General features: G+C 34.3%; 19 protein-coding genes. 7 read left to right on the forward strand and 12 right to left on the reverse strand.

Annotation, left to right across the window (positions count from 1 at the left end):
- Positions 1 to 74 precede the first annotated feature (74 nt).
- From CDH50_RS03195 to trhO, 7 genes are all read right to left on the reverse strand, one after another.
- The gene (locus tag CDH50_RS03195; RefSeq protein WP_100610422.1) at positions 75 to 776 is read right to left on the reverse strand and encodes a CoA transferase subunit A; all 702 of its coding nucleotides are present in this window, start codon (positions 774 to 776) and stop codon (positions 75 to 77) included.
- A gap of 85 nt (positions 777 to 861) precedes the next feature.
- Positions 862 to 3,192: a penicillin-binding protein 1A gene (locus CDH50_RS03200; protein ID WP_100610423.1), complete on the reverse strand. Its 2,331-nt coding sequence runs from the start codon at positions 3,190 to 3,192 to the stop codon at positions 862 to 864.
- 45 nt (positions 3,193 to 3,237) lie between these two features.
- Positions 3,238 to 3,732 carry a gliding motility lipoprotein GldH gene (locus CDH50_RS03205; RefSeq protein ID WP_100610424.1) on the reverse strand — a complete coding sequence of 165 codons (495 nt, stop codon included), beginning with the start codon at positions 3,730 to 3,732 and terminating at the stop codon, positions 3,238 to 3,240.
- Positions 3,719 to 4,954 (reverse strand): PSP1 domain-containing protein, encoded by a 1,236-nt coding sequence (locus tag CDH50_RS03210; protein WP_100610425.1) that lies wholly within the window; start codon positions 4,952 to 4,954, stop codon positions 3,719 to 3,721. The genes CDH50_RS03205 and CDH50_RS03210 overlap by 14 nt, the downstream gene beginning before the upstream one ends.
- A gap of 158 nt (positions 4,955 to 5,112) precedes the next feature.
- Positions 5,113 to 5,343: a ferredoxin gene (locus CDH50_RS03215; RefSeq protein ID WP_100610426.1), complete on the reverse strand. Its 231-nt coding sequence runs from the start codon at positions 5,341 to 5,343 to the stop codon at positions 5,113 to 5,115.
- On the reverse strand, positions 5,343 to 6,587 hold the full coding sequence (locus tag CDH50_RS03220) for a peptidase U32 family protein (protein WP_100610427.1): 1,245 nt from the start codon (positions 6,585 to 6,587) through the stop codon (positions 5,343 to 5,345). The genes CDH50_RS03215 and CDH50_RS03220 overlap by 1 nt, the downstream gene beginning before the upstream one ends.
- A gap of 7 nt (positions 6,588 to 6,594) precedes the next feature.
- Complete coding sequence (gene trhO, locus CDH50_RS03225; RefSeq protein WP_100610428.1) at positions 6,595 to 7,668, reverse strand: oxygen-dependent tRNA uridine(34) hydroxylase TrhO; 1,074 nt, start codon at positions 7,666 to 7,668, stop codon at positions 6,595 to 6,597.
- Between the two features lie 386 nt (positions 7,669 to 8,054).
- Between trhO and recA the strand changes: the two genes are divergently transcribed.
- The 4 genes from recA (at position 8,055) to CDH50_RS03245 (ending at position 11,870) form a co-directional block, all read left to right on the forward strand.
- Positions 8,055 to 9,071: a recombinase RecA gene (recA, locus tag CDH50_RS03230; RefSeq protein WP_100610429.1), complete on the forward strand. Its 1,017-nt coding sequence runs from the start codon at positions 8,055 to 8,057 to the stop codon at positions 9,069 to 9,071.
- 314 nt (positions 9,072 to 9,385) lie between these two features.
- On the forward strand, positions 9,386 to 9,757 hold the full coding sequence (locus CDH50_RS03235; RefSeq protein ID WP_232731944.1) for a hypothetical protein: 372 nt from the start codon (positions 9,386 to 9,388) through the stop codon (positions 9,755 to 9,757).
- Between the two features lie 34 nt (positions 9,758 to 9,791).
- The gene (locus CDH50_RS03240; protein ID WP_100610431.1) at positions 9,792 to 10,334 is read left to right on the forward strand and encodes an RNA polymerase sigma factor; all 543 of its coding nucleotides are present in this window, start codon (positions 9,792 to 9,794) and stop codon (positions 10,332 to 10,334) included.
- Positions 10,335 to 11,870: a hypothetical protein gene (locus CDH50_RS03245; protein WP_100610432.1), complete on the forward strand. Its 1,536-nt coding sequence runs from the start codon at positions 10,335 to 10,337 to the stop codon at positions 11,868 to 11,870. It begins immediately after the preceding gene.
- An 83-nt stretch (positions 11,871 to 11,953) separates the two neighbouring features.
- Here CDH50_RS03245 and CDH50_RS03250 read toward each other — a convergent pair whose 3' ends face one another.
- Positions 11,954 to 12,691 (reverse strand): lysophospholipid acyltransferase family protein, encoded by a 738-nt coding sequence (locus tag CDH50_RS03250; RefSeq protein WP_100610433.1) that lies wholly within the window; start codon positions 12,689 to 12,691, stop codon positions 11,954 to 11,956.
- Positions 12,692 to 12,807: 116 nt separating this feature from the next.
- Here CDH50_RS03250 and trpS point away from each other — a divergent pair, with 116 nt between their 5' ends.
- On the forward strand, positions 12,808 to 13,776 hold the full coding sequence (trpS, locus tag CDH50_RS03255) for a tryptophan--tRNA ligase (protein WP_100610434.1): 969 nt from the start codon (positions 12,808 to 12,810) through the stop codon (positions 13,774 to 13,776).
- On the opposite strand, the gene dprA is transcribed toward trpS, so the two are convergent.
- Positions 13,773 to 14,876 (reverse strand): DNA-processing protein DprA, encoded by a 1,104-nt coding sequence (dprA, locus tag CDH50_RS03260; RefSeq protein WP_100610435.1) that lies wholly within the window; start codon positions 14,874 to 14,876, stop codon positions 13,773 to 13,775. The genes trpS and dprA overlap by 4 nt on opposite strands.
- Positions 14,877 to 14,979: 103 nt before the next feature.
- On the opposite strand from dprA, the gene CDH50_RS03265 reads away from it, so the two are divergent.
- Positions 14,980 to 16,329, forward strand: coding sequence for an HU domain-containing protein (locus tag CDH50_RS03265; protein ID WP_100610436.1), 1,350 nt, complete (start codon positions 14,980 to 14,982; stop codon positions 16,327 to 16,329).
- 78 nt (positions 16,330 to 16,407) lie between these two features.
- Complete coding sequence (locus CDH50_RS03270; protein WP_100610437.1) at positions 16,408 to 16,917, forward strand: acyl-CoA thioesterase; 510 nt, start codon at positions 16,408 to 16,410, stop codon at positions 16,915 to 16,917.
- Positions 16,918 to 17,003: 86 nt separating this feature from the next.
- On the opposite strand, the gene CDH50_RS03275 is transcribed toward CDH50_RS03270, so the two are convergent.
- The 3 genes from CDH50_RS03275 to CDH50_RS03285 are packed head-to-tail and all read right to left on the reverse strand — an operon-like array spanning position 17,004 to position 20,335.
- Positions 17,004 to 18,242 carry a murein hydrolase activator EnvC family protein gene (locus CDH50_RS03275; protein WP_100610438.1) on the reverse strand — a complete coding sequence of 413 codons (1,239 nt, stop codon included), beginning with the start codon at positions 18,240 to 18,242 and terminating at the stop codon, positions 17,004 to 17,006.
- Positions 18,239 to 19,015, reverse strand: coding sequence for a DUF4292 domain-containing protein (locus CDH50_RS03280; protein ID WP_232731945.1), 777 nt, complete (start codon positions 19,013 to 19,015; stop codon positions 18,239 to 18,241). Before CDH50_RS03280 ends, CDH50_RS03275 begins: the two co-directional genes overlap by 4 nt.
- Positions 19,016 to 19,027: 12 nt before the next feature.
- Positions 19,028 to 20,335 carry a tetratricopeptide repeat protein gene (locus tag CDH50_RS03285; RefSeq protein WP_232731946.1) on the reverse strand — a complete coding sequence of 436 codons (1,308 nt, stop codon included), beginning with the start codon at positions 20,333 to 20,335 and terminating at the stop codon, positions 19,028 to 19,030.
- Positions 20,336 to 20,390: the final 55 nt, after the last annotated feature.

Consider the following 20,390-nt stretch of genomic DNA (forward strand, 5'->3'; position numbering starts at 1 on the left):
GTAGGCAGTGATCTATTTTTTAAATTTTTACTGTTTTTATATTGGATTCCTGCCTGCGCAGGAATAACAATTTTTTAACTTTTCGTCCTTACAGTTCTCTGTTCAATACGCTTTTCATAATTTATTCCTTGGAAAATGCGCTGAACAAAAATACCTGGGATATGAATTTGATTTGGATCCAAAGTTCCAAGCGGCACTAATTCTTCAACCTCTGCAACTGTTATTTTTGCAGCACCACACATAATTGGATTAAAATTTCTAGCTGTTCCTTTAAAAACCAAATTGCCTGCGGCATCGCCTTTCCATGCTTTTATAAAAGCAAAATCTGCTTTAAAAGCATGTTCCAAAACATACATTTTCCCATTAAATTCTCTGGTTTCCTTACCTTCAGCAACTTCGGTACCATAACCTGCCGGTGTATAAAACGCGGGAAATCCAGCTTGTGCCGCTCTACATCGTTCGGCTAATGTGCCTTGCGGAATCAATTCAACATCCAATTCACCAGAAAGCATTTGACGTTCAAATTCTTCATTTTCACCTACGTATGATGAAATCATTTTCTTGATTTGTTTTTTTTGAAGTAATAAACCCAAGCCAAAATCGTCAACCCCAGCATTGTTAGAGATACAAGTTAAACCCTTAACACCTAGTTTTACAAGTTGTGCTATGGCATTTTCTGGAATACCACATAAACCAAAGCCTCCAAGCATGAAGACCATATTGTGAGTTACGCCTTTTAAGGCCTCCTGAACATTTGCTACTTCCTTATTTATCATAAGAATTAATTTATCCTCTTAAAATTACAAAATAAAAAAGCCATTCTAAAATGAATGGCTTATGTTTTTTAAATATTGAAATCGTTTAAAAGCTTAAATCGTCTGGAATACCATCCGAATCATCTTCCATAGCATTTCCAGAAGATGTAGTGGAACAATTTACATTTATGGATAAGTTAGCAGGTGCTTCAAAATCACCTGTGGACACATTTAGGTCTTTATCGGCATAACAACTTTTCATATACAACCCCCAAATAGGTAAAGCCATTGTAGCCCCTTGTCCATAAGTAATGGATCTAAAATGTACAGCTCTATCTTCGCCACCAACCCAAACACCTGTTACCAAATTAGGCACCATACCCATAAACCAGCCATCACTTTGGTTTTGTGTGGTTCCTGTTTTTCCTGCTATGGGGTTTGTAAAGCCATAAGGAAATCCGGTTATAACTTCTTTATAAACACCATAAGGTTCACCAGTTCTTCTTAACCTAGTACCAGAACCCCCTTGGGTAACACCCTCTAAAAGTTTTACGGTTACATAAGCGGCTTCATCGCTTAAAACATCGCGTGTTTCTGGTTTAAACTGATATAAAATGGTGCCATTTTTATCCTCTATACTAGTTACCATAACAGGTTTTGTGTAAACACCTTGGTTAGCAAATGCCGCATAAGCCCCAACCATTTCATAGATACTTAAATCTGCCGTTCCCAATGCAATAGATGGCACTGCGGGTATGTCAGATTCAACCCCCAGTTTTTTAACCAAATCGATCACTGTTTGCGGCCCTACTTTATCCATTAACCTAGCGGTAATGGTGTTAACCGAGTTTGCTAGAGCATTTTTTAATGTACTTGTTCCACCATACTTATTATCAGAATTTTTAGGACACCAATCTTCTATATTTCCATATTTTCCTTTTTCAATACAGAAAGGCGTATCTGGGTACACATCGCATGGTGATGCATGTATCTGGTCTATTGCTGCGGAATACACAAAAGGCTTAAACGTAGAACCTACTTGGCGTTTCGCTTGTTTTACCATATCGTATTGAAAATGCCTGTAATTCATGCCACCAACCCAAGCCTTTACATGTCCTGTTTGAGGATCCATGGACATCATACCAGTACGTAAAAAAGATTTATAATAACGAATGGAATCCAAAGGCCTCATGATGGTATCAATTTCAGAAGCTTTACCGTCTTTCCACGCGAAAACTGACATTGGTGTTGGTTTATTGAATGATTCCCGTATTTCTTTATCAGATTTATCTAAATCATATTTCATCTTTCTCCATCGCTCTGATTGTTTCATAGCACGTAAGAGCAAAGCTTCTACTTCTTCCTTTTTCAAATCTAAAAAAGGTGCCGTAGCATTTCTTTCTGGGGTATTCTGTTTAAAAAACTCTGCTTGCAATCTGGGCATATGTTGTTCTACAGCCGCTTCGGCATATTTTTGCATTCTAGAATCTATGGTTGTGTAGATTTTTAAGCCATCATTATATAAGCTCCATTTTGACCCATCTGGTTTTGGATTATTTTTAATCCAATCCCTCATAAATGTATCTAGATATGCCCTGAAATACGTTGCCATACCTTCCCGATGGGATTCTGGAGAATAGTTTAAGTCTAACTCTGTTTTTTGAAGTGAGTCTTTTACTTTTTCATCAATAAAATCATACTTCTCCATTTGACTCAACACTAAATTTCTTCTGTTTTTAACACCAACAGGATTTCGTCGTGGATTATAAAGTGATGAGTTTTGAAACATCCCAACCAGCATGGCTGATTCTTTAATGTTTAATTCTTTTGGTTCCTTCCCAAAATAAATTCTTGAGGCACTTCTGATACCATCACCATTATTGTTAAAATCATAAATATTGAAGTATTGCGCAATAATTTCTTCTTTGGTGTATTGGCGCTCTAAACGTATTGCAATAATCCATTCTTTTACCTTCTGAAGAATACGTTCAACCATATTTGAGGAGCCTTCCCCATGGAATAATTGCTTTGCCAATTGTTGTGAAATGGTACTGGCACCACCGCCACTTCCTAATTTAACAGCCGCTCTTAAAGTTCCAATAGCATCAATACCCGAATGGCTTTTATAACGGGCATCTTCCGTAGCAATTAAAGCATTTACCAAATTTTGGGATAAATCATCGTAACTCACAGGGGTTCTATTATCTTTGAAATAGATTTTACCTAGCGTTTTTCCATCAGAGGAAATAATTTCAGTTGCTAAATTGGTTTTTGGATTTTCTAATATTGTGTGGTCTGGCATTTCGCCAAAAAGACCCCATGATGCCAATAAAAAAATTAAAATGACAAACAGGATACCTCCTGTAAACGTCCACCAAAACCAACGAATATATTTTGAAAAATCTTGAGTTTCTGTTGTTTTACTATTTTTTGCCATACTTATTATTTGCTGAAAACACTTCGACTGCGCTCAGTGTGACATTTATTTTTTATCTGTTCTTTCAATTCTAAAACCAACATCTGTAATCCCTTCCAAATCAACAACACCATTCACTTTTCCATTTTCCCTCATGGCATGTTGGATATTAACCATGTATGGTCCCGATTCATTAAAAATAATGTGTTCCTTATACCAGAGTTTATTTTCTTTTATATCTGTTAATCCAGTACCCAATAATTTACCAGTAGGGTCGGCCATTTTGTATTCTAAAGTATCTGTTATTGTTTTCCCATGCGGAAAAACCATTTCTACAATTAAAAACAAATTGCTGTATTTATAATCATTTGTGTTCCTTAAATTAACAAATAGGTTGTAATGGTTTAACGAATCTGGAGGGTTTATTTTAAAACTAATTATAGAATCTTTGTTCCATTTGTTTGGGACGGATTTATACTCATCATACACACGATTGGAGTCACAAGAGACGCAAACAAAAGAAAAAACTAAAACAAATAAAATAATACTATTTCGAAACATTTTTATTGTCCTGAGGTTTAGATTTTTTGTGGTTTTTTTTCGGTTTGTTATTATGACCTTGTGGCTTACTCTCTTGAGTCACACTTTCTTTATTCTTTTTTCTTTTATTGTTTTTACGTTTATTAGTAGGTCTCGGACTATCAAAGCGTGTTAAACTATCTTGACCTACAACGTTTTCAAATTCAGATTTAGTATCGTCCAAAAGTTCAGAAGCATATTCTTCTAGACTTGCAACAGGTTGATTTTTTTTATTTAAAGCTATAATCTCATTGGCTTGAACGGTTGTTATTTTATGCCAATTCATCCATTCCCCTTCGTAGGCATACCACATATGGCCCTTGAAAATATCCGTTTTTTGACAAACAGCAATGCCTTTTTCTGTTTTTAGTTTTATTTCTGTTTTAGGAAATCCTTTTAAGGCATCGAGATAAGAATCCAACTCATAATTTAAACAACATTTTAATTTCCCGCATTGACCTGCTAATTTTTGTGGATTTAAGGACAGTTGCTGATAACGTGCTGCTGAGGTGCTAACCGAACGGAAATCTGTTAACCAAGTAGAACAACATAATTCACGGCCGCAAGATCCTATACCTCCAAGTCTGGAAGCTTCTTGACGAAAACCTACTTGCTTCATCTCTATACGCGTTCTAAATTCACGGGCGAATACTTTAATAAGCTCACGGAAATCGACACGTTCTTCGGCTGTGTAATAAAAAGTGGCTTTACTGGCATCGCCTTGAAATTCTATATCAGAAATTTTCATTTCTAATTTAAGGTCTATGGCAAACTGACGTGCCTTTACCTTCATAGGTTCTTCCTTATCACGTGCTTCAGTCCAGATATCGATATCTTTTTGACTTGCTTTTCGGTATATCTTAAAAATTTCTTCTGGAGTTTCAGAAATATTTTTACGTTTCATTTGAACGCGCACCAATTCCCCCGTAAGGGTCACCATGCCAATATCATGACCAGAGGCGGCTTGTGTAGCCACAACATCGCCGATGCTTAAGGTTAAATTCTCGGTGTTTTGATAGTATTCTTTTCGTCCGTTTTTAAACCGAACTTCCACCCAGTTAAATGGTTTCTCTCCGTTTGGTAGTGACATATTTGCTAACCAATCGAAAACGGTTAGCTTGTTACAACTGTCTGTACCACAAGTACCGTTATTTTTGCAGCCTTTTGGCTGTCCATCTTTAGTTGAGCAACTTGTGCAAGCCATAGTATTTATATATTGAATTCGTTAATAATTAAATTATTACGAATGAAGGTTCATAATTATTTGAAAAGGTAAAGATAAGATTATTATGCTTACTTTAAAATAACAAAAAAAGTATCCTCGCTTTTTGTAAATATACATAGAAATGTATTACATCTTTGTCAAACAGATTTTACGCTTATTATTTTTACGGGACATGCTTTTGATGCGTTATGGCAATCCTCTAAAATATGTTCGTCATTAGATTTTAAAGTGAAAAATCCTTTTTTATCAATGGCATGAAGTAAGACCGATTTCCCGTCTTTTTTTGACATTTGAAATTGTTTAGGTGCCAATTCCACACAGTAATTACATCCAATGCATTTATTTCGCTGCAATGTGATAACAACCATTAGGCTTCTACTTTATTTTCAACAATTTTATACAATTTGTCGGATGGCCTTATTCTGAATCCCAATGGAATTGTGACTAAATCGCCTTTAGTACCTTTACTTAGTTTTTTATCGTTCACCATCATCTCGTTCACTTGTAGTTCTTTAGCTCCGGTTGTTTCGCCAGTTATTAAAATAGTATCGCCTATGGAAATATCGAACGCTTCAATTTTAAATTCACCTATTTGAGGTTTTGGAAAAAAGTGGGTTCCTTTGCCAATATACACTTTCTTTTGAGTAGCATGCGACCCAGAACCATTGCTCCATTCGCCTAATTTCTGACCTAAATAATACCCATTCCAAAAACCACGATTATACACTTTCTCGAGTTCTTGCATCCAGGTAATCACCTGTTCTTTTTTGTAGGTTTTATTTTCTAAACTATCAATGGCTTCACGATAGCACTTAATCACTTTGGCAACATATTCTGGAGCTCTACCACGACCTTCAATTTTTAAAACCTTGATACCTGCATCAGCAACTTGGTCTAAAATATCAATGGTACATAAATCTTTTGGAGACATGATATACTCATTATCAATTTCCATTTCAAAACCGGTTTCCTGTTCAATAACGGTATATTTTTTTCGGCAATTTTGTTTGCAAGCACCTCTATTTGCTGAAGAATTATATGCGTGTAAACTCATATAACATTTGCCTGAAACCGCCATACACAATGCGCCATGTCCAAAAATTTCAATTTCTATAAGTTTACCCGATGGTCCTTTTATTTGTTCTTTTTCAATGCCTTCTGTTATTTTTTTTACTTGCCGTAAACTCAGCTCCCTACTTAAAACCATGGTATCTGCAAACAAAGCATAAAACTTAACCGTTTCTATATTGGTGATATTTATTTGTGTGGAAATATGTACTTCCATACCAATCTCGCGAGCCGCTATAATAACCGCTTGGTCCATAGCAATAACAGCTGTAATTCCAGTTTCTTTAGCTTTGTTGACCAAGGTTTTTACAATGGATAAATCGTGATCGTAAATGATGGTATTTAAGGTTAAATACGTTCTAACATTTTTTGCCTTGCAACGTGTTGAAATTTCTATCAAATCATCTAAAGTGAAATTAATAGATGCCCTAGCTCGCATATTGAGTTGCTCCACGCCAAAATAAACAGAATCGGCACCATTATCTAAAGCGGCTTGCAAGGATTCAAAATTTCCTGCAGGTGCCATCAATTCAATTTTTTGCATGATAGAATTAAGCTTTATTGGCTTTAAAATGATCGAAAATATTCCGTAAATCTTTTTTATAAGGCAGATGGTCTGTGCGTCCTTTTTTAAAGATGTCGTTGCTATTGCCTTGTCCTTTACGTAATTCTTTTTGAGCTTCGTAAGGCAACCTGTTTATTTCCATACATGTAGTAGAACAACAGTTTTCCATTTCTTCCTTACACTTCGGACATTGGATAAATAGTAAATGGCATGCTTCGTTGGCGCAGTTGGTATGCACATCAAACGGATCCCCGCATTGGTGGCAATGGGCAATCACATCATCACTGATACGCTCTGCCCTACGGTCATCAAACACAAAATTTTGTCCTAAATATTTATTTTCAAGATTTTGGTCTTTTACTTGTCGGGCATATTCTATAATACCACCTTCCAATTGATAGACGTTTTTAAATCCTTTATGTTTAAAATAAGCACTCGCTTTTTCGCAACGGATACCTCCCGTGCAATACATTACTAAGTTTTTGTCTTCTTTATGGTCTTTTAAATCGGCTTCAATAATATCCAACGATTCCCTAAACGTATCAACATCAGGTGTGATGGCATTTTTAAAATGGCCAATTTCACTTTCATAATGATTACGCATATCCACCAAAATGGTTTTTTCATCTTCAATAAGTTCATTGAATGTTTCAGCATTTACATGAATGCCTTTATTGGTAACATCGAAGGTGTCGTCGTTTAGTCCATCGGCAACAATCTTATCCCGAACCTTCACTTTAAGTTTTAAAAAGGATTTATTGTCTTGTTCAACAGCAATGTTCAAACGGATATCTTTAAGAAATTCAATGGTATCCAAATGTGCTTTAAACTCGTGGAATCTATCGGCAGGAAGTGACAACTGTCCATTAATACCTTCGTGGGCGACGTAAATTCTACCCAGAACATCGAGTGCGTTCCAAGTAATGAATAAATGATCCCTAAAAAGTTGTGGATTGCCTATTTTGGCGTATTGGTAAAAAGAAAGAGTCAATCGATTTTTCCCTGTTTTATCGATTAATTCAGCTCTTTCTTTAGCGCTTAATTTATTGTACAGTTGCATGCTATACGAATGTTTTAAGGTTAAAAAAATATTTCAAAGCACAAAAGTACAATTTTTAAAGGCAGACCAAAATTTATGACATAAAAAAAGCACTTTGCTTTAACAAAGTGCTTCACAAACTAACTAACCAATTTTCGATATGTTCCTTTTTCACAAAGCTATTTTTGACAAGATAATTGTCAACGGTTTACAAATTTCTACTAAAAACCAAAGTAAAAATGTAAACCTAAAATGTTAATTAGATTTAATTATGGCTCATTTCATAGCAAAAATTTCCCCACTTTAAATACTAGATGCAAAATGTTCATAAAGGTTGCGTTATAAAATTGTAAGATGAAAAAACTTATATTATTTTAGCATCAATTACTTAGAAAACAAAATTAAAAATGAGCAGCGAAAAAGAAGCAAAATTAAAAGCACTTAAACTTACATTAGATAAATTAGATAAAGCTTACGGAAAAGGCACCGTGATGAAAATGAGCGACCAAGCGGTTGTAGAAGTTGATGCGATATCTTCTGGCTCATTAGGTTTGGACATTGCCTTAGGTGTTGGTGGTTATCCTAGAGGTCGTGTTATTGAAATATATGGCCCAGAATCATCAGGTAAAACAACACTGACGTTGCACGCTATTGCAGAAGCCCAAAAAGCTGGTGGCATTGCAGCCTTTATTGATGCAGAACATGCTTTTGATAGGTCTTATGCGGAAAAACTAGGTGTTGATATAGATAACCTGATTATTTCCCAACCAGATAACGGGGAACAAGCATTAGAAATTACCGATAATTTAATACGTTCTGGAGCCATTGATATTGTGGTGATAGATTCGGTTGCTGCATTAACCCCAAAAAGTGAAATTGAAGGCGAAATGGGCGATTCTAAAATGGGATTACATGCCCGTTTAATGTCGCAAGCATTAAGAAAGTTAACAGGTTCCATCAGCAAAACAAATTGTACCGTTATTTTTATTAACCAATTGCGTGAAAAAATTGGTGTGATGTTCGGAAATCCAGAAACCACAACGGGTGGTAACGCTTTAAAATTTTATGCTTCGGTTAGGTTGGATATTCGTCGTTCCACGCAAATAAAAGAAACTGACGGAAATGTTACCGGTAATAAAACCAGGGTAAAAGTGGTGAAAAATAAAGTAGCCCCTCCTTTTAAAACGGCCGAATTTGATATTATGTATGGTGAAGGCATCAGTAAAGTGGGCGAAATCCTGGATATTGCCGTAGACAATGAAATCATTAAAAAAAGTGGTTCATGGTTTAGTTATGAAGACACTAAATTAGGGCAAGGAAGAGATGCGGTTAAAGCACTTATAAAAGACAATCCAGAACTTATGGACGAACTTGAAGCCAAGGTTAGAAAAATAGCTAAGGCAGCCTCTTCAACAGAAGATTAAATTATGAACTCACCTTGACTTTTTTCAATTGGCTGCAAAATGATCTTTTTACCCCATATTTTACCTTTTTTTTACTCCGTAGCGCTGCTATGAAGTGCTAAAAAGCTAAAATCTCGAAAAAAAATCTCTATTTTTCGCTTCAATCAAAAAAGTCAAGATGAGTTCTATTTTAAATCCCGATACTTCTCGGGATTTTTTATTTCATAACGCAACCTTTTAGTTATTTATGCATCTAGCAAGAAAAGCTATTATAAATTCCAAATCTTTTATTTGTTATGAAAAAAATTTTAATTCTTAGTTTTATACTAATTTTAATGGGATCTTGTAGTTTAGATGAGGACTCCCAAAATTTCAGAGATGAAATTTTATCAATAGAAAGTGTTGATATTCCAGACTCATTTTCTATGGGGCAAACATATCCTATTACAGTAACTTATTTAAGGCCCTCTACGTGCCATTTGTTTAGAGAGTTTTATTATGCAAAAGACAACAACATCCGCACGGTTGCGGTAATCAATTATAAATTTATAAAAGATGATTGCGAAGAACTTGAAAATGAATTGGTAGAGGCCACTTTTAATTTTACCCCGACAAGCAACGGCAGTTATGTTTTTAAATTTTGGCAGGGAGAAGATGATAACGGTGAGAATCAATATTTAATTATTGAAGTTCCTGTAACAAACTAAAATAAAAATAAGCGTTAATTAATTCGTGTTTAATTTGAGTTTAAATCAACTCATAGAAAATTGTAAAATTAATGATACCAAAGCACAAGGAGACCTATATAAACTCTATGCGAGTAAATTGTTTCCAATATGCTTGAAGTATTCGCGCAACTATGCCGAAGCGGAAGATAATCTGCAAGATGCGTTTTTGACCATTTTTAATAAAATTAAACAATATAAAAATGCAGGTTCTTTTGAAGGTTGGATAAAACGGATTGTTATAAATACTGCTTTGCAGCGATACAGAAGCGAAAAAGTTTTAAATATAGTAAACGATGACATAAGTGAAGATGTGGAGATTGACATGGATGATGACGATATTTCCTTGAAATACCTATTGCAAATTATTCAAGAATTGCCAGATAGGTATCGATTGGTCTTTAACTTATATGTGCTAGACGGATATTCGCATAAAGATATTTCGGAGATGCTAGATATTACCGTAGGAACTTCAAAATCCAACCTGGCTAGGGCTAGACAGATCTTGAAGCAAACCATTGAAAATTACAGAACACAACAACATTTACAGTCATTATAAATGAGTGATAAAAAACATATAGACAGATTGTTTCAGGAAAAATTCAAGGATTTTGAAGTAACGCCTGACGATGCTGTTTGGGAACGTATTGAAGCCCAATTAAAAGAAAAAAAGAAACGCAGAGTGGTTCCTATTTGGTGGCGTTATGCTGGCGTAGCCGCCTTATTGCTGTTATTGTTAACTCTTGGAAATGGTTATTTTAATAATAACTTATCTACTGATGAAAACCAACATCAAGTAACGGACACCGATGACAATACCCATTTGAATAAAACAGATGATAGTATAAATACAACTGGAGATTATAATAATCCGTCCGATACAAACACCATAAAAAACACAGAAACCATTACTAATAATACTGTCGAAACGGATTCAAATAAGTCTTCTAATAATAATGGAATAAATAGAAATCAAAATGTATTAAATTCTTCAAATGTATCATCCGTTGCAAAAAATGCGTCTAAAAATGAAGTGAAAGTTAAAGGTAATGATACAAATGAATCTGTTACAAACTCAGCTAATAATAACTTGCCTAAAACGAAAAATAATACCGAAAGTGAAATTCAAATAGCTAATACTTCAGAAGAAAAAGCAAATAAATCCTCTGAAACCAATAAAGCTGAATTAGATAAAACCAAAGTTGATAATCTGTTTAACACCAATAAAACTAATAAAGAATTGAATATTGCTGATGTTAAAACAAATCAAAAAGACGAAACAAAAACTCTTAGTGAAGAACAAAACAAGCTCACTATTGAAGAAGCCATAGAAATAGCAAAAAACAATAATGAAGAAGAAAAAGAGGATTTAAATAGGTGGAGTGTTGCCCCAAACGCTGCGCCTGTTTTTTTCAATAGTATGGGCAAAGGCTCTTCCATAGATCCGCAGTTTAACAACAATTCTAAAAGTTCTGAAACCAATATGAGTTATGGCGTTACCGCCAGTTATGCCATAAATAAAAAAATAAGTGTTCGCTCTGGGATTAATAAAGTAAATTTAGGCTACAACACCAATGATGTGATTGCGTTTCAATCGCTTGGTGGTCGTTCAAGCATAAGTGTTTTACAAAATGTTAAGCCTGAATTGAATAATACTGCCAATGACATTTCTGTTTTAAGCACTCAAAATTTTGCCGATAAAAGTTCGCAATCATTTGCAACATCAACAGGTGTTAACACCTCCATCAATCAGTCATTAAGTTTTATTGAAATTCCTTTAGAAATTAAATATTTACTTTCCGACAAAAAATTAGGAATCAATGTTATTGGCGGTTTTAGTTCTTTCTTTTTAAATGGTAATGAATTGTATTCAGATTTTGAGGGTAGTAAAACACTTATTGGAGAAGCGAGCAATATTAATAAAACGAGTTACAGTGCTAATTTTGGATTTGGATTGGACTATAAGGTTTCCAAAAAAATCAATTTGAATTTAGAGCCAATGTTTAAATACCAAATCAACACATTTAATAATACTTCTGGTGATTTTAAACCTTATTTTATTGGGGTTTATACCGGATTCGGATTTAAGTTTTAGGTTTTTGGTTAGATCTGGATATTGTTTTCTACTCCCAATTGAGAACAATATCGAAAAAAACTGCCTCTCCCCTGAGGCAGTTTTTATTTTTTAAAAGCCATTAATTGATTTAAAATAATGTTTCTAGCCTCATTATTTAGGGCTTTAGTATCAGAAACATTTAAGGATTCCGTTGGTAAAAATTTGTGAATTTTTACACGCATTCTGCCCGGGCTTCCGCTAAAAAAAGTATAAGAAAACCGCTTTTTATTATCGGCAAACGTTATTGGAACTATGGGTATATGATGGTTTATGGCTAATCTAAAAGCACCATCTTTAAATTCATCTAATTCTATATGTTCTTCTGGCACGCCGCCTTCAGGGAAAATACAAATACTCAGCCCCGATTGTAAACGCCGTTGGGCTCTTAAAAAAACGGCTTTTCTACTTTTTTCAGAGGTTCTATCAACCAAAATACAGGTACGTTTATAGAAAAACCCAAATAAAGGAATGTTGGCAAGTTCTTTTTTTCCTACAAAAACAAATGGGTTTTTTATCGCCACCAACATGAGCATGACGTCCGTCATAGACGTGTGGTTGGCAATAAACATATAGCTTTTATGTTTTTCAGGTGTTTGTTCTTTTTCAATGTTCCATCTAAAACCCATCCCAATTAAAATAATCTTTGCCCAAATGCGAGCCAATTTAAAAAAGAATGGATACCATGATTCTTTTAAAATTGAAATTAAAAGTATCGGAAACGCAATAAATATAGGAAGTGCTACAAGTATGTAAAACCAAATACGATATAAAATCCAGAAAATGTATTTAAATACCATCATAGAAATCAAAAATACATAATTGTATTGAGCTATTTTACTAAAACAATTACCTTTGCTTCACAAAGAAAAATTGAGATTAACTTTAATGAGATTCCCATTTTCATGGGAATAAAAGAATGGCAAGAATACTTACAGGCATACAAAGTACGGGCACACCACATTTAGGAAACATTTTAGGCGCTATTATTCCAGCAATAGACATGGCTAACAACCCAAAAAATGATTCTTTTTTGTTTATTGCCAATTTGCACACACTAACACAAATTAAGGATGCCAAAACGCTACGACAAAACACCTATTCGGTGGCGGCAACTTGGTTGGCATTTGGCTTGGATATTGAAAAAACCGTGTTTTACAGACAAAGTGATATTCCGCAAGTAACCGAATTATCTTGGCATTTAAGTTGCTTTTTTCCTTACCAACGCTTGACATTGGCCCATAGTTTTAAAGACAAAGCCGATAGATTGGAAGATGTCAATTCCGGGTTATTTTTCTACCCGATGCTTATGGCTGCCGATATTTTATTATATGATGCCAATATTATTCCCGTTGGAAAAGACCAATTGCAACATATTGAAATGACACGCGATGTGGCTTCTCGTTTTCATGCAAAAATGGGTGAGGTTTTTGTAATGCCCGAAGGAAAAGTGGAAGAAAATATCATGCTTATTCCTGGAACCGATGGTGAAAAGATGAGTAAAAGTAGAGATAATACCATCAATATTTTTTTAGATGATAAAAAACTACGGAAACAAATCATGTCCATTGAAACCGATAGCACGCCACTTGAAGAACCAAAAGACTGGAAAACCTGCAACTGTTTTGCTATTTATAGTTTGTTGGCCAACAAAGCTCAAATAGACACCATGAAAGCCAATTACGAAAACGGCAATTATGGCTACGGACACGCCAAACAAGCCTTATTTGAGCTCATTATTGAAAAATTTGCTATACCTCGTGAGCGTTATAACTATTACATGAATAACCTAAACGAGATTGATGCGGCGTTAGCAGTTGGTGCTGAAAAAGCGAAATTGGTGGCTAATGATGTTTTGAAACGAGTTAGGGAGAAGGTTGGGTATTAAATAACCTCAAACAATTTCCCAGGTAAAGGACGTATTACCCCTTTAAGTTCCATATTTAACAACACGCTCGCGGCTTTGAAAATTGGCATTTGGCATTCAATAGCGATAACATCTAATAGTTGTTTTTCTTTTTCCTTTAGGTAATTATAAATCACTTTTTCGGTGCCATCCAATTCTACAAACAACTGTTTTTGTATAGATGGTTTGGTGTCTTCTTCCAATTTCCAATTTAAAATATAAGGCACATCAAATGGGGTAGTAAGCATATGCGCTTTTTGGTGTTTGATTAAATTATTACACCCTATGCTTTGTGAATCGGTCGTTCTTCCGGGAACTGCAAACACATCGCGGTTATAGGAATTTGCAATATCGGCTGTCACCAAGCTTCCTCCCTTTTCGGCAGATTCTATAACAATAGTTGCTTCGCTCAAGCCTGCAATAACTCTATTTCGTTTTAAGAAATTGTTCTTATCGAAGGCATCACAGCTCCAAAAATCGGTAAAAAAGCCCCCATTTTTCTCCATATCTGCCATATACCTTTTATGTACTTTGGGGTAAATTTGATTCAATCCGTGTGCTAAACAACCTATGGTTTGCAATTGATGTTTTATCGCTGCTTTATGAGCCGTGATATCGGTTCCATAGGCAAACCCAGAAACAATAACAGGGTTGTAAATAGCTAATTTTTCAATTAAATCTTCACAAAAAGCGATGCCATAAGTCGTGATTTTTCTAGTGCCAACAATACTTATAATGTGTTGTTTTTTTAAATTGATGGTTCCTGCTTGAAATAATAAAATAGGTCCATCGATACAATGCTTTAGCTTTTCGGGATAGTCCGCATCCTTAAAATAAGAAACTGTAATGTTATTCTCCTTTACAAACTCCATCTCTTTTTCAGCTTCTTTTAAATGATGGCTTTCAAACAAATCACCTAAAATAATACTGCCAATACCATCGATTTTAAGTAGATGTTGCCTCTTTTCCTTTAAAACAGCTTCGGCAGAACCACAATGTTGTATCAATCGTTTGGCTATAATATCTCCAATATTTGGCACGTGTTGTAACGCCAAGGTGTAAAGCAATTCGGTTTCGGTCATTGTAACATTTTGAATAAGAGGCTAAAGTAAAGGAATTTTTACACTGTTAATAAATACTTCTATCTAAATTTTATCCACAACTATTATTTTTTAACTTTGTTTTATGCAATTAGAAACCTACATAAGCGATTTACTTTATAGATATGAGTGCGTTACTGTTCCAGGGTTTGGGGCTTTTTTAACACACAGAGTTACCGCATCTATTGACGACTCTAACAATACGTTTTATCCACCAAAAAAGGCGGTATCATTTAATGAGCAAATCCAAAAAAATGATGGTCTGTTAGCGCATTATATTGCCGATGTAGAAAAAATTCCTTTTGAAATTGCCATTCAAAAAATAGAAACCCGTGTAAAAGGTTTAAAGGATAATTTGTCGCAAGGAAAAACCATTTCTTTTCCTAATATTGGTGATTTAGAATTTAATAATGAAGGCAAAATTCAATTTGAACCTTGCTACCATCTAAACTATTTAACTGATGCTTTCGGGCTGTCACAATTTGTATCTCCTGCCATTACTAGGGAGGTTTACAAAACTGAAGTAGAACAACTAGAAAAAGTTATTCCAATTACCATTACCCAAGAAAAACGCAAATCTAGACCCTATCTAAAATATGCTGCTGTAGCCTTAATTGCCTTGACCGTTGGTGGTTTTGCTGCTTCAAATTATTATGTTAACCAAATTGAAGCTTATAACCAAATAGCGCAAGAAGAAGCTGCACAACAATTAGATGCTAAAATCCAAGAAGCTACTTTTAATTTAAATTCACTCCCTGCCATTACCATAAATGTTACCAAACAATCTGGCAATTACCACATCATTGCGGGGGCTTTTAGAGTTGAAGAAAATTGCGATAAAAAAGTTGAACAACTAAAAGCTTTGGGTTTTAACGCCCGAAAAATAGGCGTTAATAAACATGGTTTGTATGAAGTCGTTTATGCCAGTTATGAAGATAGAATAGAGGCGTTAAACGAATTAAGAGCCATTAAAAGAACGCATAACCAAGATGCTTGGTTGAAAGTAGATGAAACAACATCTACGAATGTTCTTAATAATAGAAACTCGACCGCCAAAACAACTATCCAAAATAGTTCGTCCGAACCAGTAGTAATTAACCCAACGCAGAACAGCATTTCAAAAAACACAAAAAACGATTCTAAATTTTTACAAAGCCCGAATATTATACAAATTCTAAAAGATGTAAAAAATACGGAAAGTGGTTTTTATTTGGTGTATAACACTTATAAAGATACTACGGAAAGAAACAAATTCATAAAAACCTTGGAATCTAGTGGGCAATCTAATATTAATTTCTTTTCCGATAGAGAGAATCTTTGCTATTATATCTATAGTGAGAAATTCAATGATTTGGCATCTGCTACAAAATCAATGAATTCAAAAACAAAATCCCCGCATAACGAAGAAATGTTTATAGTTAAAGTAGAAAATTAGACCTATAAAAGTTAGATTGTTTTTTACTTCCTTAATATTTAAAAGCACAGTACCTTTACATTCAATAAAGTTACAATCATGCAAGCAAAAACTCCCGAGCAGTCTAAAACCATCCTTACCGATGTCGTTTTACCTGGCGAAACCAACGCCCTAAATAGTTTATTTGGTGGCGAATTGCTGGCTCGTATGGATCGTGCCGCCAGTATTTCGGCAAGTCGCCATTGCAGAAGCATTGTGGTCACTGCTTCGGTTAACCATGTTGCCTTTTCTAAACCCATTCCTTTGGGTACCGTTGTAACTGTTGAGGCCAAAGTATCGCGTGCTTTTAAAACGTCTATGGAAGTTTATATTGATGTTTGGATAGAAGACCGGGAATCTGGAGAAAAATCGAAAGCTAATGAGGGGATTTATACATTCGTAGCTGTTGATGACACTGGAAAACCTGTTGAAGTTCCAGAAATTATACCTGAAACCACTTTGGAAAAACAACGTTTTGATGCTGCTTTACGTCGAAAACAATTAAGTCTTGTATTAGCGGGGAAAATGAATCCTAGTGATGCAACTGAGTTAAGGGCTTTGTTTATATAATTGCTAAAAAATTTAGATACCTTTCCGATTGCGATTTGGATTCGCAGGAATTTTATGAGATCCTGAACAAGTTCAGGATGACTTTGTCACATTTTATAAATCCAAGACGCTGGGTTTTCAGTCTTTGCTTCCTTAAAAACAGTAAAACTCAATACCGTTTCACCATCCATAGGATTTGTAAAAACCTCACCTATGGCCTGTTTGGTAGTAACTTTATCGCCTTCTTTAACATATACTTTCGATAGGTTTTTATATGCAGTTATATAATTTCCATGACGAATCATAATCACAGGATTGGCATTTTTTATTAAAACAATCCTACTTACTTCTCCATTAAAAACAGCTCTAACTTTTGATCCTTTCTCAGTTGCAATTCGTACACCGTTACTCTGAGTGGTTAACGATTTATCCAACGGATGTGGTTGTGTACCATAAGCAAGTGTTACGTAGCCTTTTTCTACAGGCCAAGGTAGCTTTCCTTTATTGGAAACAAAACTTGCCGCTAGTACTTTTTCTTCCGCAGTTAAGGCAAAACTAGAAGAACTGCCTGTTGTAGCCTTATTTCCTGCCTTTTTATTGGAACTTGCTATGGCAGCTTTAATAATATTTTCTATTTCCCTATCAATTCTATCGGCTTCACGTTGCTTTTCCTTAATTTGAGACGCATATACATTGATATTCTTCTTAATGGAATTCATTAAACTTTCATGCTGTGTGCGTTCCTTTTCTAAAGATTTTTGGAGTTCTCTATTTTCTGCAATAAGATTTTGCTTGTCGTTCTTCTGTTTTTGTAAATTCTTATTAACCTCTTGCAGTTCTATTGTTTTTGCTTTAATAGTTTCTCCTTGTTCTTTTTGATGATTAGAATATTGCTTGATATATTGTAACCGTTTGTAGGCTTGCTTAAAATCTTCTGAAGACAGTAAAAACATGATTCTACTTTGTTGATTTTTATTTTTATACGATTTTACAATCATCCCCGCATAATCTTTTTTCAAGTTTTCTAATTCTTTGCGAAGGCCCGTAATTCTTTTTTGATTGTCATTAATATCTCGGGTTAATAAATTAGCTTGCTGATTGGTTAATTTTATCAAATTATTAATCACGCTAATTTTATAGTTGAATTCCTGAATGAGTGATAATTGTGATTTTTGTTTGGTTTTGTTTTCAGCTTGTAGTTGGCTGATTTTCTGAATTTCCAAGCGTAATTCTTGTCGACGAGCCTCTAGATCTGCTTGCTTGTTGGTTTGAGAAAAAGCAATAATACCCGTTAATAAAAATATTAAAAGTGAGGGAAATTTTAATATGTTTTTATTGTGTCTCATTTAAGTTTAATTTCATCAAAACCAGATGGAATACTAAAAGGAAAATTTAAATCTTCGTTCAAAGATACTGATTTGAACTCCAGTCTTGCAATCATTTCTTTATTTGCTTCTACGGCAATAATCTTAATATTTTCGGGAAACGCTTGCTTATTGACTTCTTGGTAGGTTAAATAATCTATTTGTAAATGTCTGGAATTACTTGGTTGGGAAATTTGTTGTGACTTAACTTTAAAATGCTGCGGGCTCAATATATAGAATATTTCAAAAAGCTGTTGTTGGTTTTTTGGTTGAAGCACATACAAGTCATCATTAACCGATACACTATAATCTGCATCATCTAAATTAAATAAGGTTTCGCCAAGTAATAAATTCTGAACCTTTTCAAAATCCAGTTCCGTTCCCAATAAATCACTTAAATACTTATAATCACCGTCAAAAAACGTATTGTCCAATTTATTATAAAAGCTCACTTTTTCAGGCGTTATCATGGCTCTAACGACTGAAAATGCTGAATTAATCCAAATAACTTCATCCTTCTTTAACCTAAAAATTACCGAATGTGTTTGCTCATCACCATCGGAAGCATAAGAGATTTTAAGCTTGGCTTGAAGGGTTTTAAACTCTGGTGATTGTTTGGCGTTTTCTTTTATTAATTGCTTTGCCGACAACTCTAAATTAGCCTCTCCAGAAGCTATTCTTTTAGTTGATTTACAACTTGCAAAAAAAATAAGGGTGAACAATAAAACGCTTAAGATATGGGGATGTTTTTTCAAAGGGATACTGAGTTAATTTTGAATTTCTAATTGTTTGGCTTTATCACTAAACGATTTTGCCTTCTCTGCATTGTTCAATAGGGTGTATGCCTTACTTAACTGCATATAAAAATCGGCTTCCATTTTAATATCGTCGATAACCCAATCTAAGCCAGATTCTAACATCTCGGCAGCTTTTTTTGGTTCGTTTAATTCGTTTAATGCAACGCCGTTTACTAAATAGCAAATAGGTTGGGATGGAAATTTTTCAAGGGCTTTATTGCTTTCTTCACTTGCTTCTTTGTACTGTTTTAAATCTAAATGAAGTAATAACACATTCTTTATGGTATTGAAATTATCCACATCCAATTTTAATGCTTCTTCAAAATATTTTAAGGCGTTGCCTTTGTCGTTTTTTGCTAAATAATATTGCCCTAATTCCAAAAGTGATTTTTCATCATTTTTTCCTCCAACCAAAGCCATGGCTTCTACCAAATCTGTCTCATATTCAGGATTCATTTTTACAAAATTCACAAAATCTGAAAGCACTTTGAGTTTAGCTTCTGGCCTTATTTCGTTACTATTTACAACGATTTTCATGGACTGAATAGCTTTATCAGCATCATTGTCATCTAAATAAAACTTATACAATGCTAAATGAACTACTTGAGAATTTGGGTTTATTTTTAATAACTCTTTTGCAGTTTCATAGGCTTTTTCTTTGTCGTTATTCTCACTATACCTAAAAATAAGCGCGATATAATTGGATTCTTTATCTGGATTGTTATCAATACGAGCTTCTAAATTCTTTATTTGATCATCTTTTCTGCCAGTAACCTCATATATCCTATTACGCAAAATATCTCTGGAAACCGATATGCCAAATTCTAAATCAAGTTCATCTAAAATTTTTAAAGCATCATCAAGTTTTTTAGTTTTAAAATACAGTCCGGCCAAATCTTCCTTATAGTCTGCTGGGTGAAACTTTACTAATTGTTTTACTGTATTGATGGCTTTATCAAGATCATTTTGCTCAATGTAAAACTCATAAAGGGCATCTAAATACCACTCATTGTTTGGTTCTTTTTCAACAGCTTCTTTTAAAGCGTCTTCAGCGGAACCAAAATTTTTAAGCTGATTATAATTTTTCCCTAATTCGTAATAAATAACAGGTACGTTTTTATCTAATTCTTTACACTTTAAAAGGGCTTCAACGGAGCGGTCATAATTTTCAATACTTTTTTGTTTCATGGCTTCAAAAAAGTATTCTTGGAATTGATCTTCAACATCCCCCAAATCGTCCGTAGGTTTATTATTAAAATCTACTTGAGCATAATTCATCAGAGGAAAAATGAATATTCCAAATAATAAAAATAATATGTAATTTTTATACTTC

It is taken from the genome of Confluentibacter lentus, from assembly GCF_002806995.1.
GTDB classification, from domain to species: Bacteria; Bacteroidota; Bacteroidia; order Flavobacteriales; family Flavobacteriaceae; genus Confluentibacter; species Confluentibacter lentus.

What these genes read in the sequence shown, in the direction of transcription:
- CDH50_RS03275 (WP_100610438.1), bottom strand. Translation starts at nt 18,242, where the DNA reads ATGAGACACAATAAAAACATATTAAAATTTCCCTCACTTTTAATATTT.
- CDH50_RS03270 (WP_100610437.1), top strand. Translation starts at nt 16,408, where the DNA reads ATGCAAGCAAAAACTCCCGAGCAGTCTAAAACCATCCTTACCGATGTC.
- CDH50_RS03210 (WP_100610425.1), bottom strand. Translation starts at nt 4,954, where the DNA reads ATGGCTTGCACAAGTTGCTCAACTAAAGATGGACAGCCAAAAGGCTGC.
- CDH50_RS03205 (WP_100610424.1), bottom strand. Translation starts at nt 3,732, where the DNA reads ATGTTTCGAAATAGTATTATTTTATTTGTTTTAGTTTTTTCTTTTGTT.
- CDH50_RS03215 (WP_100610426.1), bottom strand. Translation starts at nt 5,343, where the DNA reads ATGGTTGTTATCACATTGCAGCGAAATAAATGCATTGGATGTAATTAC.
- CDH50_RS03265 (WP_100610436.1), top strand. Translation starts at nt 14,980, where the DNA reads ATGCAATTAGAAACCTACATAAGCGATTTACTTTATAGATATGAGTGC.
- CDH50_RS03220 (WP_100610427.1), bottom strand. Translation starts at nt 6,587, where the DNA reads ATGCAAAAAATTGAATTGATGGCACCTGCAGGAAATTTTGAATCCTTG.
- recA (WP_100610429.1), top strand. Translation starts at nt 8,055, where the DNA reads ATGAGCAGCGAAAAAGAAGCAAAATTAAAAGCACTTAAACTTACATTA.
- CDH50_RS03250 (WP_100610433.1), bottom strand. Translation starts at nt 12,691, where the DNA reads ATGATGGTATTTAAATACATTTTCTGGATTTTATATCGTATTTGGTTT.
- trhO (WP_100610428.1), bottom strand. Translation starts at nt 7,668, where the DNA reads ATGCAACTGTACAATAAATTAAGCGCTAAAGAAAGAGCTGAATTAATC.
- CDH50_RS03235 (WP_232731944.1), top strand. Translation starts at nt 9,386, where the DNA reads ATGGGATCTTGTAGTTTAGATGAGGACTCCCAAAATTTCAGAGATGAA.
- CDH50_RS03195 (WP_100610422.1), bottom strand. Translation starts at nt 776, where the DNA reads ATGATAAATAAGGAAGTAGCAAATGTTCAGGAGGCCTTAAAAGGCGTA.
- CDH50_RS03285 (WP_232731946.1), bottom strand. Translation starts at nt 20,335, where the DNA reads ATGAATTATGCTCAAGTAGATTTTAATAATAAACCTACGGACGATTTG.
- dprA (WP_100610435.1), bottom strand. Translation starts at nt 14,876, where the DNA reads ATGACCGAAACCGAATTGCTTTACACCTTGGCGTTACAACACGTGCCA.
- CDH50_RS03245 (WP_100610432.1), top strand. Translation starts at nt 10,335, where the DNA reads ATGAGTGATAAAAAACATATAGACAGATTGTTTCAGGAAAAATTCAAG.
- trpS (WP_100610434.1), top strand. Translation starts at nt 12,808, where the DNA reads ATGGCAAGAATACTTACAGGCATACAAAGTACGGGCACACCACATTTA.
- CDH50_RS03200 (WP_100610423.1), bottom strand. Translation starts at nt 3,192, where the DNA reads ATGGCAAAAAATAGTAAAACAACAGAAACTCAAGATTTTTCAAAATAT.